Origin of the sequence: Kitasatospora sp. NBC_01560 (assembly GCF_045208415.1) — a bacterium.
Lineage (GTDB): Bacteria > Actinomycetota > Actinomycetes > Streptomycetales > Streptomycetaceae > Kitasatospora.
Genome location: NZ_CP109364.1, coordinates 5,763,399 through 5,776,036, shown reverse-complemented (window position 1 = coordinate 5,776,036; position 12,638 = coordinate 5,763,399). Strand labels below are relative to the sequence as shown.

Below are 12,638 nucleotides of genomic sequence, written 5' to 3'. Positions count from 1 at the left end.
TGATGAAGCCGTGATGAAGACCTGCCGATGGCGGTGGCCGTGGCGGCCGGAGTGCGCTAACGGTTCTCGCGGTGCAGGCCGGCCAGTCCGGAGGCCGGCGTCCGGTCCGGCAGGCTGTCCGGCGGTGGGGCGCTGCGGGTGGCGGCCACCGGGTGGACGGGGAAGTCCACCGGGATCTGCGCGGTCATCGGGACGAGGCCGCCGCTGCGGCCGGTGCCGGCCGGGCTCACCGAGGTGCCGTGCTGGTCCTCGCTCTGCGCGGTGAAGCCGCCCACGCCGCCGAGCGTCACCGCGGCCACCGAGAAGGCACCCGCGGCGGCGAAGACGAAGCGGCGCCCGCGCGGCGGGGCCTGGCGGACGACGGCGGCGGCCGGCTCGGGGCGGGCGGCCGCGGGGCGCGCGGCGGAGTCGGCCGCGGCGGAGTCGGGGCGGCCGGTCCGCCGGCCCATCAGCGGGCGCAGCACCGAGCCGCGGCCGAAGGCCCGGGGGTCGATGCCGGGCACCGGGGCGTCGGCGCCGAGGGCGCCCCCGCCGAAGGAGGCGCCGGCGCCGCGGCCGAAGGAGCCGCCGTTCAGCCGGCTGCCGCCGAGCGTGCCGCCGGCCTCGGGCCGGGGAGTGCCCCAGGCGGCGGGGAGGCCGCCGCCGGGCAGGTCGTCGTCGTCCCGGCGGGGGCGGTCGGCGGCCGCCGGGCGGTCGTCCGGGAGCTCGTCCGGCAGGGCGCCGACGGCCATCAGCCGAGCCATCAGCGACGAGGACGGGCCGGGGGTGTCGGTGCGGGTGAGCAGGTGCTTGACGGCGCGGCCCTCGTCGGCCTCGGCGAGGCACTGCGGGCAGGTCGCCAGGTGGGCCTGGACGCGGTCGCGCGAGTCGTGGCCGAGCTCGCCGTCGACGAAGGCGGAGAGCCGCTCGCCGAGGTGGTGCTCCTCGGCCGCGGGCTCGGTGGGGCGGACGGCGACCGCGCGCAGCGCGGGCTCGCCGGGCAGGGCGGCGGGCGGCACGGGCAGCTCCGGCTCGTCCTGGCCGCGGCGGCCCAGCTGGGGCCAGCCGCTCCGACGGGTGACAGCCTTGCCGGAGACGTCCGGCCGGCCCGGTCCCGACCGGCCGGTTCCGCTCACGATCGCCTCCGTCCGCGCCCGCCCGGCGCGACCGCGGCCTCACCGGCGGCGGCGCCGACCGGCACCGGCTCCTCGGAGCCGCCCCGGCGCTCCCGGCCGGGGGCCGCGCCGGGGGCGCGGTGCTTGAGCGCGGCGCGCAGGTGCGACCGGCCGCGGTGGATCCGGCTGCGGACGGTGCCGAGCTTGACGCCCAGGGTGGCCGCGATCTCCTCGTAGGAGAGGCCCTCGATGTCGCACAGCACCACGGCCGCGCGGAACTCGGGGGCGAGGGTGTCCAGCGCCTGCTGGACGTCGGCGTCGAAGTGGGTGTCGCTGAAGTGCTGGGCCGGGCTGGGCTCGCGGCTGGCGAGGCGCTCGGCCGCGTCGTCGCCGAGCGCGTCGAAGCGGATCCGCTGGCGTCGGCGGACCATGTCCAGGAACAGGTTGGTGGTGATCCGGTGCAACCAGCCCTCGAACGTGCCGGGGGTGTAGGTCGACAGCGAACGGAACACCCGGACGAAGACCTCCTGGGTGAGGTCCTCGGCGTCGTGCTGGTTGCCCGTCAGGCGGTAGGCGAGGCGGTAGACGCGGGCGCTGTGCGCCTCGACGATCTCCTCCCAGGAGGGCGGAGTCCAGGTCTGCGCGTCGGGGCCCTCGGCGAAGCTCGCGAGGGCGGCGGGGGCCTCGGTGGCACCGGCGGCCGGCGTCTCGGCGGCCGGCTGGTCCAGGGGGGAGTGCGCAGGCTGGTTCATCACGGGCTTCGGCGTACGGACCGACGTGGTGCCGCGGCTGTGCCACCGCACGGGGACGTCGCCCTCGGCCACACCTCCTCGGTCGGCTCTTCTGCCCAGCAGGGCCACCACCATATCCACCTCACCCGTCAAGCCCGGATAAAAGTGCCCCGGGGGACGTCCCGGGGGTCTCTGTTCACCCGGTCCCTGCTCCCCCCAACGGCCCGCCGCCGTACGCGGTTCCCGGTCGGCCAGTAATCTGTGGCAGGAAATATCGACATCCGCTTCGACATCCGCTCCGCACCGGGCCGCCACCCGGGGCTCCGAAAGAGGCAGCCATCAGCGAGTTCGGGCCCGCGCGCGTGGCCCTCGCCGACACCTACGTCGGCGAGGATGCGGTGCTGACCTACGCCCGGGCACAGTCCGCGCGGACCGGCATCAAGGCGATCGGGCCGAGCGGCGGGGCGTGTCTGCGCCTGCTGGCGGCGGCCCTGGACGCCAAGGCGGTGGCCGAGATCGGCACCGGTACGGGCGTCTCCGGGGTGTACCTGCTGCGCGGGATGCGGCCGGACGGCGTGCTCACCACCGTCGACTCCGAGCCGGTGCGCCAGCAACTGGCCCGGGAGGCGTACCACGCGGCCGGATTCGCGGCCAACCGGTCCCGGTTCATACCGGGGCGGGCGCTGGACGTGCTGCCCCGGCTCGCGGACGGCCAGTACGACCTGGTCTTCTGCGACGGGGACCCGGCGGAGTCCAGGGAGTACCTGGCGGAGTCGCTGCGGCTGCTGCGGCCGGGCGGGATGGTCTGCTTCGAGGGCGTCTTCCAGGAGGGCCGGCTGGCCGAGCCGGAGCTCCAGGACCCGCAGACGCACGCGGTGCGCGACCTCGTCCGGGACGTCCGGGAGAGCGACGTCCTGCTGCCGGCCCTGCTGCCGGTCTCGGACGGGCTGCTCTGCGCCGTGAAGCGCTGAAGGCCGCCGGGGGCCACCGGGGTTGCTGGGGCCGCCGGGGGCGGCCCCGGCAGGCCCGGCGGGCGGGCGGCGGCGGGCGGGTGGTGGCGCGACCGGGGCCGTCGGGCCGGCCGGAGCCGGCGGAACGCCCGGGAACCACAGAGCCCGGGCCGACGAGATCGTCGTACCCGGGCCCGGCAGCACATCTCCAGGAGATGGGGGAGCACCCGCTGCGGTCAGCCGCAGGCCTTCTTCAGGGCCTCGCCCAGGGCGTCGGCCTCGTCAGGCGTGAGCTCCACCACAAGGCGTCCGCCGCCTTCGAGCGGAACGCGCATGATGATGCCCCGCCCCTCTTTGGTGACTTCGAGCGGGCCGTCACCCGTCCGCGGCTTCATGGCCGCCATGCTCGTTCCCCTTCCTGCAACCGCTCAGCTACGCACCGGCAGTCCGTCCACCGCCGGTATCGAACGCATTGATCGGAAGCCATTATCCCGCATGCCACGGCCTGATGACCAACATCACTCTCGGTGCATCCAGGGCCGGACCGGCCCCAACCGGCACATTTCCTGCCAGAAGCCCCGGCGCGGCGCCGGTCCCCGTACCGCCGGAAGGTGCGATACCTCACACTCCCCACCCGGCCGCGTGCTCCGGCATCCTGACACACGACCGACTCGTGACCACCACAAGGGAGCCCCTCGCCCATGTCCGATTCCGTGCTGTACGAGCTGGACGGCGGCCTGGCCGTCATCACCATCAACCGTCCGGAGGCGATGAACGCCCTGGACACCCCGACCAAGGTGGCGCTGCGGGACACCGTGGTCGCCGCGGCCGAGGACCGGGCGGTGCGGGCGGTGCTGCTGACCGGGGCCGGTGAGCGGGCGTTCTGCGTCGGGCAGGACCTCAAGGAGCACCTGGGCCTGCTCAGGCGGGCCGAGGAGACCGGCGAGGGCGCGCTGCGGACCGTCGCCGAGCACTACAACCCGCTGCTGCGGGCGCTGGCGGGGATGCGCAAGCCCACCGTGGCGGCGGTCGGCGGGGTGGCGGCGGGCGCGGGCGCCTCGCTGGCCTTCGCCTGCGACTTCCGGATCGTCGCGGACACCGCCGGCTTCAACACCGCCTTCGCCGGGATCGCGCTGACCACCGACTCGGGCGCCTCCTGGACGCTGCCCCGGCTGGTGGGGCACGCCAAGGCGACCGAGCTGCTGATGCTGCCGCGCACGGTGAAGGCCACCGAGGCGATGGAGCTGGGCCTGGCCACCAAGGTCGTCCCGCAGGCCGAGCTGGCCGCCACCGCACGGATCTTCGCCAAGGAGCTGGCCGAGGGCCCGACGGTGGCGTACGGCGCGATCAAGGAGTCGCTGGCGTACGGCGCCTCGCACTCGCTGGACGAGCTGCTCGACAAGGAGGACGAGCTGCAGACCATGGCGGGCGACAGCGAGGACCACCGGATCGCGGTCCGCGCGTTCATCGCCAAGGAGAAGCCGACCTACCTCGGCCGCTAGGCGAGGGGGCGCCGGCAGGCGGGCCGGCAGGGGACGCGCCCCGGGGCGGAGTGCCCCGTGGCGGTGCTCCTCGGGCCGTGCGCCTCAGGCCCCGGGGGTCGCGAGCGCCCGGCGGACGTGGCAGTCCGCCAGGTGGTCGTCGACCAGGCCGCAGGCCTGCATCAGCGCGTAGGCGGTGGTCGGGCCGACGAAGCGGAAGCCCGCCTTCTTCAGCGCCTTGGCCAGCGCCGTCGATTCCGGCGTGACGGCCGGCACCTCGTCCAGGCTGCGGGGCGCCGGCCGGTCCGGGTCGCCGGCGTGCTCCCAGATCAGCGCGTCCAGGCCGCCGTCGAGGTCGCGGGCGACCCTGGCGTTGGCGACGGCCGCCTCGATCTTGGCGCGGTTGCGGATGATGCCGGTGTCGCCGAGCAGCCGCTCGACGTCGGCCGGGCCGAACTCGGCGACCTTCGCGATCTCGAAGCCGGCGAACGCGGACCGGAAGCCCTCCCGGCGGCGCAGGATGGTCAGCCAGGACAGCCCCGACTGGAACGCCTCCAGGCAGACCCGCTCGAACAGCGCGTCGTCGCCGTGCACCGGACGGCCCCACTCGGTGTCGTGGTAGACCCGGTAGTCGTCCGTCGAATCGCCCCAGGCGCAGCGCCGCAGGCCGTCCGGCCCGGTCACCGCGCCGCCGGCGCTCACTGCTCCGCCACCGGCTCGGCGTCCTGCGGCCCGCCGGCCGGCGCGGCCGGCTTGCCGAGCTGAACGGCCGGCTCGACCACCTTGGCGAACTCCTCCAGACCGGGCAGCGGCTCGGCGCCGGCGTCCGGCCCGTCCCCCGCCTCGATCGCGCCGCGCACCGTGGCGGCGGCCTCCAGCTCGGCGATCCGCGCGTCCCGGTAGGCGAGCTCGGCGCCGAGGCGGTCGAGGACGTCGTCCACCTCGTCCATCCGGTAGCCGCGGACGGCCATCGGCAGCCGGATGCCGTCCACGTCGTCCCGGCTCAGCGGACGGTCCTGCGGCAGCCGGGCGGCGATCCGGTCCTGCACCGCCTCCGGCAGTGAACCGCCCCCACCCAGTGCCACCAGCGCGGCGCCGCCGACCACCACGGCCATGGCCACCACGATCACCCAGAACACGTGCTGTCCTCCCGACTTCCCGGCCGGCCTCCGTACTGGTGGGATCATGGTTCCCGAGAGGCCGGGGGCCATCATCGCACCCGCAGCAGCTGTGGAGGAGACATCGGTGGCACTGCGCCTGGGACCACGGGAATTCGGTGACGACGAGCTGGTGATCATGGCGATCGTCAACCGCACCCCGGACTCGTTCTTCGACCGGGGTGCGACCTTCGCCGACGAGGCCGCGTTCGCCGCGGCCGACCGCGCGATGGCCGACGGCGCCGCGATCCTGGACATCGGCGGGGTGAAGGCCGGGCCGGGCGACGAGGTCACGGTGGAGGAGGAGCTCCGGCGCACCGTGCCGTTCGTGGCGGAGCTGCGCAAGCGCCACCCGGAGGCCGTGATCAGCGTGGACACCTGGCGGCACGAGGTCGGCGAGGCGGTCTGCGAGGTCGGCGCGGACCTCCTGAACGACGCCTGGGGCGGGGTGGACCCGAAGCTCGCCGAGGTGGCCGCCCGCTACGACGTCGGCCTGGTCTGCACCCACGCGGGCGGCGCCGAGCCGCGCACCCGCCCGCACCGGGTCGGCTACCAGGACGTGATGGCGGACATCCTGCGGGTGACCGTCGGGCTGGCCGAGCGGGCGGTGGGGCTGGGCGTCCGGCGGGACGCGGTGATCATCGACCCGGGGCACGACTTCGGCAAGAACACCCGGCACTCGCTGGAGGCGACCCGGCGGCTGCCGGAGATGACCGCGACCGGGTACCCGGTGCTGGTCTCGCTCTCCAACAAGGACTTCGTCGGCGAGACGCTGGACCGCCCGGTGAACGAGCGGCTGCTCGGCACCCTGGCGACCACCGCCGTCTCGGCCTGGCTGGGCGCGCAGGTCTACCGGGCGCACCAGGTGGCGGAGACCCGCCAGGTGCTGGACATGGTGGCCTCGATCCGCGGCACCCGCCCCCCGGCGGTGGCCCGCCGGGGGCTGGCGTAGGCGGCCCCGCTCCCGCTCCGGCCCCCGCTCCGGCGCGGGCCGGAGCGGGGCCCGCAGGGCGCGCCCGGCACCTCCTAGATCTCGCCGGCCGGGCGTCGGGCGTCGGCGAGGATCTTCATCACCTCGTCGATGTCGTCGGTGATGTGGAACAGCTCCAGGTCGTGCGGGGCCGCCTTGCCCTGCGCGACCAGGGTGTTCTTCAGCCAGTCGAAGAGACCGCCCCAGTACTCGCTGCCGAACAGGATCACCGGGAACCGGGTGACCTTCTTCGTCTGCACCAGGGTGAGCGCCTCGAACAGCTCGTCCAGCGTGCCGAGGCCGCCGGGCAGGACGACGAACCCCTGCGCGTACTTCACGAACATCGTCTTGCGGACGAAGAAGTAGCGGAAGTTCAGCCCGAGGTCGACGAACTCGTTGAGCCCCTGCTCGAAGGGCAGCTCGATGCCGAGGCCGACGCTCAGGCCGCCCGCGTCCGAGGCACCGCGGTTGGCCGCCTCCATCGCGCCCGGGCCGCCACCGGTGATCACCGCGTAGCCGGCCTCGGCCAGTGCCCGGCCGATGGCCACGCCGGCCGCGTACTCGGTCGAGTCGACCGAGGTCCGGGCCGAGCCGAAGACGCTGATCGCGGGCGGGAGTTCGGCCAGGGCGCCGAAGCCTTCGACGAACTCGGAGGTGATCCGCAGGACCCGCCACGGGTCCGTGTGCAGCCAGTCGGTCGGGCCGGTGGTGTCCAGCAGACGCTGGTCCGTCGTGCTCTCGCCGACCTGGTCCCGGCGCACCAGCACCGGGCCCTTCTGCTTCTCGGGCCAGGCCTTCTTCGGGCGCGGCTCGCCAACCTGCTCGGGACCGTGACCGTAGTGCTTTTCGTCTCCAGTGCCTGTCATGACGAAACCCTACGCCCGTTGATCCCGGTTTTCAGGCAACGGTGGGGGGTCGGTTGGGCAACCGGACGGTGGCGTTCTGCCCCCGCCGCCGCAGGCCGGCGGCCGGTCCGTCCGCCGCACCGGCCGGTACGGCGGACGTGCGGCGGACCCACCGGACTGACGTGCGGCGGACGTTCAGCGGACGTGCGGCGGACGGCGCGGGCCGGCGGCCGGTCTCAGCCGGTCAGCCAGTCGCGCAGCCGCTCCTCGGTCTCGGCGATCGCGGCCAGCGAGCAGTGCTCCTCCCGCTTGTGCGCGAGATTCGGGTCGCCGGGGCCGTAGTTGACCGCGGGGACGCCGAGCGCGCTGAAGCGGGCGACGTCCGTCCAGCCGAACTTGGCCCGGGCGACGCCGCCGGTGGCGGCCAGGAAGGCCCGCGCGGCGGGCTGGCCGAGGCCGGGCAGCGCGCCCGGGGCGGAGTCGGTGACGGTGACCTCGAAGCCGTCGAACACCTCGCGGACGTGCTTCTCGGCCTCCGTCTCGTCGCGGTCCGGCGCGTAGCGGAAGTTGACCGTCACCACGCACTCGTCGGGGATGACGTTGCCGGCCACGCCGCCGTCGATGCGCACCGCGTTGAGGCCCTCGCGGTACTCCAGGCCGTCGATCTCCACCCGGCGCGGCCGGTAGGAGGAGAGCCGGGTGAGCACCTCGGCGGCGTGGTGGATGGCGTTGTCGCCGAGCCAGCTGCGGGCCGAGTGGGCGCGGACGCCGGTCAGCCGGACCTGCACCCGCAGGGTGCCCTGGCAGCCGCCCTCGACGGCGGCGCCGCTCGGCTCCATCAGCACGGCGAAGTCGGCCGCGAGCCAGTCGGGGCGCTCCCTGGCGAGGTGGCCGAGGCCGTTGCGGTGGGCCTCCACCTCCTCGCAGTCGTAGAAGACGAAGGTGAGGTCCCGGTTGGGCTCGGGCAGGGTGGCGGCCAGCCGGAGCTGGACGGCCACCCCGGACTTCATGTCCGAGGTGCCGCAGCCGTAGAGCAGGTCGCCCTCGACGTAGGACGGCAGGTTGTCGGCGATCGGCACGGTGTCCAGGTGGCCGGCGAGCAGGACGCGCTCGGCCCGGCCGAGTGAGGTCCGGGCGACGACGTTGTTGCCGTAGCGGTCCACGGTGAGGTGCGGGTAGCCGCGCAGGGCGGCCTCCACGGCGTCGGCGAGCGCCTGCTCGTCGCCGCTGACCGACGGGAAGTCGACCAGCCGGGCGGTCAGCGCACCGCCGTCGAGGGTGAGGTCAAGGGGCGTGTTCGGGCTGCTGCTCATGGTGGTCCAGCCTAGTGCGGGGCGGGCGGACCACCGGGAATCAGAGAACCGCGGGCGCCGCACATCCGTCCGAGTGGGTACGGTGTCGGATCAGGAAGACGGCGGAGAGGGGTGGCGGTGGCCAGGAGGAAGAACGGCGCGCGGGGCGGCGACGCGGCGCCCGGGCGGCGCCGTAGGCGGCCGCTGCGCCTGGTGCTGGCCGCCCTGCTGGTGCTCGCGGTCGTCGCGGCGGGCCTGTACTGGCTGCGCGACCAGAAGCTGCTGACCCCCGAGGGCTGCTCGGTGAAGACGCCGGCCGGCGAGGGCACCCTGGAGGTGCCGCAGGCGGCCAACGCGGCGACCATCGCCGCCGTCGCGCACGCCCGCGGCCTGCCGGACCGGGCGGTGACCATCTCGCTGGCGACGGCGATGCAGGAGTCCAAGATCCGCAACCTGACGGGCGGCGACCGGGACTCGGTCGGCCTGTTCCAGCAGCGGCCCTCGCAGGGCTGGGGCACGGTGGAGCAGATCCAGGACCCGGTCTACGCGACCAACAAGTTCCTCGACGGCCTGGTGAAGGTCCCCGGCTACACCCGGCTGCCGCTCACCGACGCGGCCCAGCAGGTGCAGAAGAGCGGCTACCCGCAGGCCTACGCCAAGCACGAGACCAAGGCGACGCTGCTGGCCTCCGCGCTGACCGGCCGTGAGCCGGCCTCGTTCAGCTGCGTGGTGCACGACTTCACCGCGCCGGAGACGGACGACGCCTCCGCCCCGGCGGCCGCGTCCGCCCCGGCCGCGGCCCCCGCCACCGACGCCGCCTCGCCGGCCGCCCGGCCGGACCGGGCCCAGGTGCTGGGCGACCGGGTGCGCCGCGAGTTCGGCCGCACGGTGACGCCGGCCACCGGGTACAGCTCGTCGGTGAAGGGCGCCGAGAACGCCGTCTCGCTCACCCCCGACCCGGCCGCCAGCACGGACGCCGGCCCGGACGCCGAGCGGCAGAACGGCTGGGCGGTGGCGCACTGGGCGGTGGCCCAGGCGCAGCAGCTGGGGATCGAGACGGTCGCCTACGACGGGAAGATCTGGCGCAGGGCCAAGTCCGAGAACGGCTGGAAGCCGCAGCCGACCGGCACCTCGACCAAGCTGGTCCTGGTCTCGCTGACCGGGTCCTGAGGCGGCGCCCGCGGGGTGCTGACGCACTGGTGTCCGGGTTGCCGCCGTACGGGTGATTGCGGTCAACCCCGGTGGACGGCGGTGCGGTTGCCGCCACCGGGGCGCAGAACCGTCCCTGCCCTTGTGCCGTCGCGGCTCCACGGCCGCGAGCGGGCGCCCGTCGGCACCGCCGCACCGGACATACGATCGGATCGTCGGCCTGTTCTTTTCCTTGCTCCGGCCGAAACCTTCTGGCTTCTCAAGCGGTAATACCCTCGTCCGCCCGGCGGACGGGACGTACCCAGACCCATCGAGGAGCCCCATGTCTCACCCCCTCACGCGCCGGATCGCCTCGGCCGCGCTGCTCGTGGCGGCCGGCGCGACCCCGCTGGTCGCGGCCGGCTCCGCGTCCGCCGCCGACGCCCTGCTGCCCAAGTCCGACCTGGCCGCCCCGCTGGGCCAGCTGACCAACACCGACGCGGGTTCCACCCTGCAGCACACCACCCACGAGCTGGGCCGCGCCGCCGGTGACACCGGCGCCGCCACCGTCGCCGCGGGCGTCCCGGCCACCGCCGACGCCACCGGCAACATCGTCGCCCACCAGCTCCCCGAGGCGAACGAGAAGGCCGGCTCGCTGACCGCCCCGGTCGACAAGACCGCCGCCACCACCGGCCAGCTCTCCGCCATCACCCCGAGGGTCGCCTCCACGCTGGCCGGCAAGGTCGGCGAGGCCGTCACCGGCGGCCACGGCGCGGCCGGCCGCAGCGCGGGCGCCGGCGCCAACCCGGTCGGCGGGCTCTCGCAGACCGCCGGCCTGACCCAGGGCCTGCCCGGTACCGGCGCGCTCACCGGCGCCGTCCCCGGTGCCAACTCCGTCACCGACGCGCTGCCGCTGAGCGCCCTGGGCCGGGCGCTGCCGGCCGAGGCCACCTCGGCGCTGCCCGGCGCGGACGTGCTGGGCCTGGCCGAGCACGGCTCGGCGAACCGCCTCGGCGGCGCCGACCTCGGTCCGAACTCCCCGCTCTCCGCCCTCTCCCCCCTCACCGGCCTGCTCGGCGGCATCGGCGGCGGCGGCCTCGGCGGCCTGCCGATCGGCTGACCCGTCGACCGGCCGAGCAGCTGAGCAGCCCGGCCGGCCCGCTCCGCCCCCCGCACGCGAAGGGGCCGGTGTCCCGTCCTGGACACCGGCCCCTTTCGCCGTGCGCGCGGGCTCAGCCGCGCAGCCGCTCCACGGCCGCCGCGACCCGCTCGTCCGTCGCAGTGAAGGCGACCCGGACGAACTGCTCGCCGGCCGGCCCGTAGAAGTCGCCGGGCGCCACCAGAATGCCCAGCCCGGCCAGTTCGGCCACCGTCTCCCAGCACGGCCGGTCCTGGGTCACCCAGAGGTACAGGCTCGCCTCCGAGTGCTCGACCCGGAAGCCGTACGCCTCCAGCGCGGCCCGCAGCGCCGAACGCCGGGCCGCGTACCGCTCGCGCTGCTCGGCCACGTGCGCGTCGTCCGTGAGCGCCGCGACCGTCGCCGCCTGGACGGGCGCCGGGACGATCATGCCGCCGTGCTTGCGCACCCCCAGCAGCTCCCTGACCACCACCGGGTCGCCCGCCACGAAGGAGGCGCGGTAGCCGGCCAGGTTGGAGCGCTTGGAGAGGGAGTGGACGGCCAGCAGGCCCTCGTGCTGCGTCCCGTCGCCGGGGTCGCCGCAGACGTCCGGGTGCAGGACGGAGACCGGTTCGGCCTCCCAGCCCAGCTCCAGGTAGCACTCGTCGCTGACCAGCAGCACCCGGTGCTCCCGGGCCCACTCGACCGCGCGGCGCAGTTCGTCCCTGCCCAGCACCCGGCCGGTCGGGTTGGACGGCGAGTTGACCCAGAGCAGGCGCACCCGGGAGCCATCCAGCTCGTCCACCGAGTCGTACTCGACCGGCTCCGCGCCGCAGAGCCGTGCGCCGACCTCGTAGGTCGGGTAGGCGAGGCGCGGGTAGGCGACCTGGTCGCCGGGGCCGAGGCCGAGCTGCGTCGGCAGCCAGGCCACCAGCTCCTTGGAGCCGACGGTCGGCAGGACGGCCTGCGGGCCGATCTCGGCGCCGACCCTGCGGTGCAGCCAGCCGGCGATCGCCTCGCGCAGCTCCACCGGGCCCCAGACGGTCGGGTACCCGGGGGTGTCGGTGGCGGCGGCCAGGGCCTTCTGGATCACCTCGGGGACCGGGTCGACCGGGGTGCCCACCGAGAAGTCGCAGAGCCCGCCCGGGTGGGCGAGCGCGGTCCGCTTGTACGGCTCCAGCTTGTCCCACGGGAAGACCGGCAGGAGGTCGGAAACGCGGCGCGCCGCCCCCGGGTGGCCCGGGAACGGCGCGTGCGTGCTGTTGTTGTTCACAGCTCAGTTGCCACCGATCGTCAGTGGTCGGCGTTCTGCGGCGGCAGAGCGGCGATGAAGGGGTGGTCGCGCTCGATCAGGCCGAGCTTCGAGGCACCACCGGGCGAACCGAGGTCGTCGAAGAACTCGACGTTCGCCTTGTAGTAGTCCTTCCACTCCTCCGGAGTGTCGTCCTCGTAGAAGATCGCCTCGACCGGGCAGACCGGCTCGCATGCGCCACAGTCGACACACTCATCCGGGTGGATGTAGAGCGATCGCTCGCCCTCGTAGATGCAGTCAACCGGGCACTCTTCGATGCAGGCCTTGTCCTTGACGTCGACACAAGGCTGCGCGATGACGTAGGTCACGCTGTCGTTCCTCCTCGGAAGGGCTTTGGCGGCCCATTCTGTTCTGCTCGCGTGCGCGGGTGAGCGCGGCGTCGTCGATGCCCGCCCCTAGTATCGCGGGTCGGAGAGCGCAAATGCACAGGAGGTGCCCAGATGGCGGCCGGAGAACCGGTTCAGGACCGTCCGGAGGTCCGGATAGACCGCTCTGACGTGGGACGACGAGTCTCCGTTCGGCGTGTCGCGGAGTTCGCCGACGGCCGCCCCGTGTTCCGGG

The 12,638-nt window shown here is 74.6% G+C and carries 14 protein-coding genes; 5 read left to right on the top strand and 9 right to left on the bottom strand.

The features are described 5' to 3' along the window. Positions 1-56: 56 nt before the first annotated feature. Both OH807_RS25270 and sigE read right to left on the bottom strand, forming a co-directional pair. Complete coding sequence (locus OH807_RS25270) at positions 57-1,115, bottom strand: anti-sigma factor family protein (protein WP_406202815.1); 1,059 nt, start codon at positions 1,113-1,115, stop codon at positions 57-59. Then, positions 1,112-1,846, bottom strand: a complete 735-nt coding sequence (gene sigE, locus OH807_RS25265; RefSeq protein ID WP_406211165.1) for an RNA polymerase sigma factor SigE — start codon at positions 1,844-1,846, stop codon at positions 1,112-1,114. Before sigE ends, OH807_RS25270 begins: the two co-directional genes overlap by 4 nt. Positions 1,847-2,187: 341 nt before the next feature. Here sigE and OH807_RS25260 point away from each other — a divergent pair, with 341 nt between their 5' ends. After that, positions 2,188-2,796, top strand: coding sequence for an O-methyltransferase (locus OH807_RS25260; protein ID WP_406202813.1), 609 nt, complete (start codon positions 2,188-2,190; stop codon positions 2,794-2,796). Positions 2,797-3,011: 215 nt separating this feature from the next. Here the strand turns inward: OH807_RS25260 and OH807_RS25255 are convergent, their stop codons facing one another. Then, entirely contained in the window at positions 3,012-3,179 is a 168-nt protein-coding gene (locus tag OH807_RS25255) for a DUF3117 domain-containing protein (RefSeq protein WP_014137929.1), read from the bottom strand. 297 nt (positions 3,180-3,476) lie between these two features. On the opposite strand from OH807_RS25255, the gene OH807_RS25250 reads away from it, so the two are divergent. Then, positions 3,477-4,277 carry an enoyl-CoA hydratase-related protein gene (locus OH807_RS25250; protein ID WP_406202811.1) on the top strand — a complete coding sequence of 267 codons (801 nt, stop codon included), beginning with the start codon at positions 3,477-3,479 and terminating at the stop codon, positions 4,275-4,277. A gap of 84 nt (positions 4,278-4,361) precedes the next feature. On the opposite strand, the gene OH807_RS25245 is transcribed toward OH807_RS25250, so the two are convergent. Together OH807_RS25245 and OH807_RS25240 are read right to left on the bottom strand one after the other, a co-directional pair. Continuing rightward, entirely contained in the window at positions 4,362-4,958 is a 597-nt protein-coding gene (locus OH807_RS25245; RefSeq protein ID WP_406202809.1) for a DNA-3-methyladenine glycosylase I, read from the bottom strand. Further along, on the bottom strand, positions 4,955-5,395 hold the full coding sequence (locus tag OH807_RS25240) for a DivIVA domain-containing protein (RefSeq protein WP_406202807.1): 441 nt from the start codon (positions 5,393-5,395) through the stop codon (positions 4,955-4,957). Before OH807_RS25240 ends, OH807_RS25245 begins: the two co-directional genes overlap by 4 nt. Positions 5,396-5,552: 157 nt before the next feature. Between OH807_RS25240 and folP the strand changes: the two genes are divergently transcribed. After that, positions 5,553-6,365 carry a dihydropteroate synthase gene (gene folP, locus OH807_RS25235; protein WP_406211164.1) on the top strand — a complete coding sequence of 271 codons (813 nt, stop codon included), beginning with the start codon at positions 5,553-5,555 and terminating at the stop codon, positions 6,363-6,365. Between the two features lie 74 nt (positions 6,366-6,439). Here the strand turns inward: folP and OH807_RS25230 are convergent, their stop codons facing one another. Together OH807_RS25230 and dapE are read right to left on the bottom strand one after the other, a co-directional pair. Further along, a complete protein-coding gene (locus OH807_RS25230; protein ID WP_406202805.1) occupies positions 6,440-7,249 on the bottom strand; it encodes a TIGR00730 family Rossman fold protein in 810 nt (269 codons plus the stop codon). A 215-nt stretch (positions 7,250-7,464) separates the two neighbouring features. After that, positions 7,465-8,541, bottom strand: a complete 1,077-nt coding sequence (gene dapE / locus OH807_RS25225) for a succinyl-diaminopimelate desuccinylase (protein ID WP_406202803.1) — start codon at positions 8,539-8,541, stop codon at positions 7,465-7,467. A gap of 117 nt (positions 8,542-8,658) precedes the next feature. Here dapE and OH807_RS25220 point away from each other — a divergent pair, with 117 nt between their 5' ends. Next, positions 8,659-9,690, top strand: a complete 1,032-nt coding sequence (locus OH807_RS25220) for a hypothetical protein (protein ID WP_406202801.1) — start codon at positions 8,659-8,661, stop codon at positions 9,688-9,690. Between the two features lie 301 nt (positions 9,691-9,991). After that, on the top strand, positions 9,992-10,768 hold the full coding sequence (locus tag OH807_RS25215; RefSeq protein ID WP_406202799.1) for a hypothetical protein: 777 nt from the start codon (positions 9,992-9,994) through the stop codon (positions 10,766-10,768). A gap of 112 nt (positions 10,769-10,880) precedes the next feature. Here the strand turns inward: OH807_RS25215 and dapC are convergent, their stop codons facing one another. Both dapC and fdxA read right to left on the bottom strand, forming a co-directional pair. Next, entirely contained in the window at positions 10,881-12,038 is a 1,158-nt protein-coding gene (gene dapC, locus OH807_RS25210; RefSeq protein ID WP_406202797.1) for a succinyldiaminopimelate transaminase, read from the bottom strand. 20 nt (positions 12,039-12,058) lie between these two features. After that, a complete protein-coding gene (fdxA, locus tag OH807_RS25205; RefSeq protein ID WP_030061559.1) occupies positions 12,059-12,385 on the bottom strand; it encodes a ferredoxin in 327 nt (108 codons plus the stop codon). Between the last annotated feature and the right edge of the window lie 253 nt (positions 12,386-12,638).

What these genes read in the sequence shown, in the direction of transcription:
- OH807_RS25215 (WP_406202799.1), top strand. Translation starts at nt 9,992, where the DNA reads ATGTCTCACCCCCTCACGCGCCGGATCGCCTCGGCCGCGCTGCTCGTG.
- OH807_RS25250 (WP_406202811.1), top strand. Translation starts at nt 3,477, where the DNA reads ATGTCCGATTCCGTGCTGTACGAGCTGGACGGCGGCCTGGCCGTCATC.
- dapE (WP_406202803.1), bottom strand. Translation starts at nt 8,541, where the DNA reads ATGAGCAGCAGCCCGAACACGCCCCTTGACCTCACCCTCGACGGCGGT.
- sigE (WP_406211165.1), bottom strand. Translation starts at nt 1,846, where the DNA reads ATGAACCAGCCTGCGCACTCCCCCCTGGACCAGCCGGCCGCCGAGACG.
- folP (WP_406211164.1), top strand. Translation starts at nt 5,553, where the DNA reads ATGGCGATCGTCAACCGCACCCCGGACTCGTTCTTCGACCGGGGTGCG.
- OH807_RS25255 (WP_014137929.1), bottom strand. Translation starts at nt 3,179, where the DNA reads ATGGCGGCCATGAAGCCGCGGACGGGTGACGGCCCGCTCGAAGTCACC.
- OH807_RS25230 (WP_406202805.1), bottom strand. Translation starts at nt 7,249, where the DNA reads ATGACAGGCACTGGAGACGAAAAGCACTACGGTCACGGTCCCGAGCAG.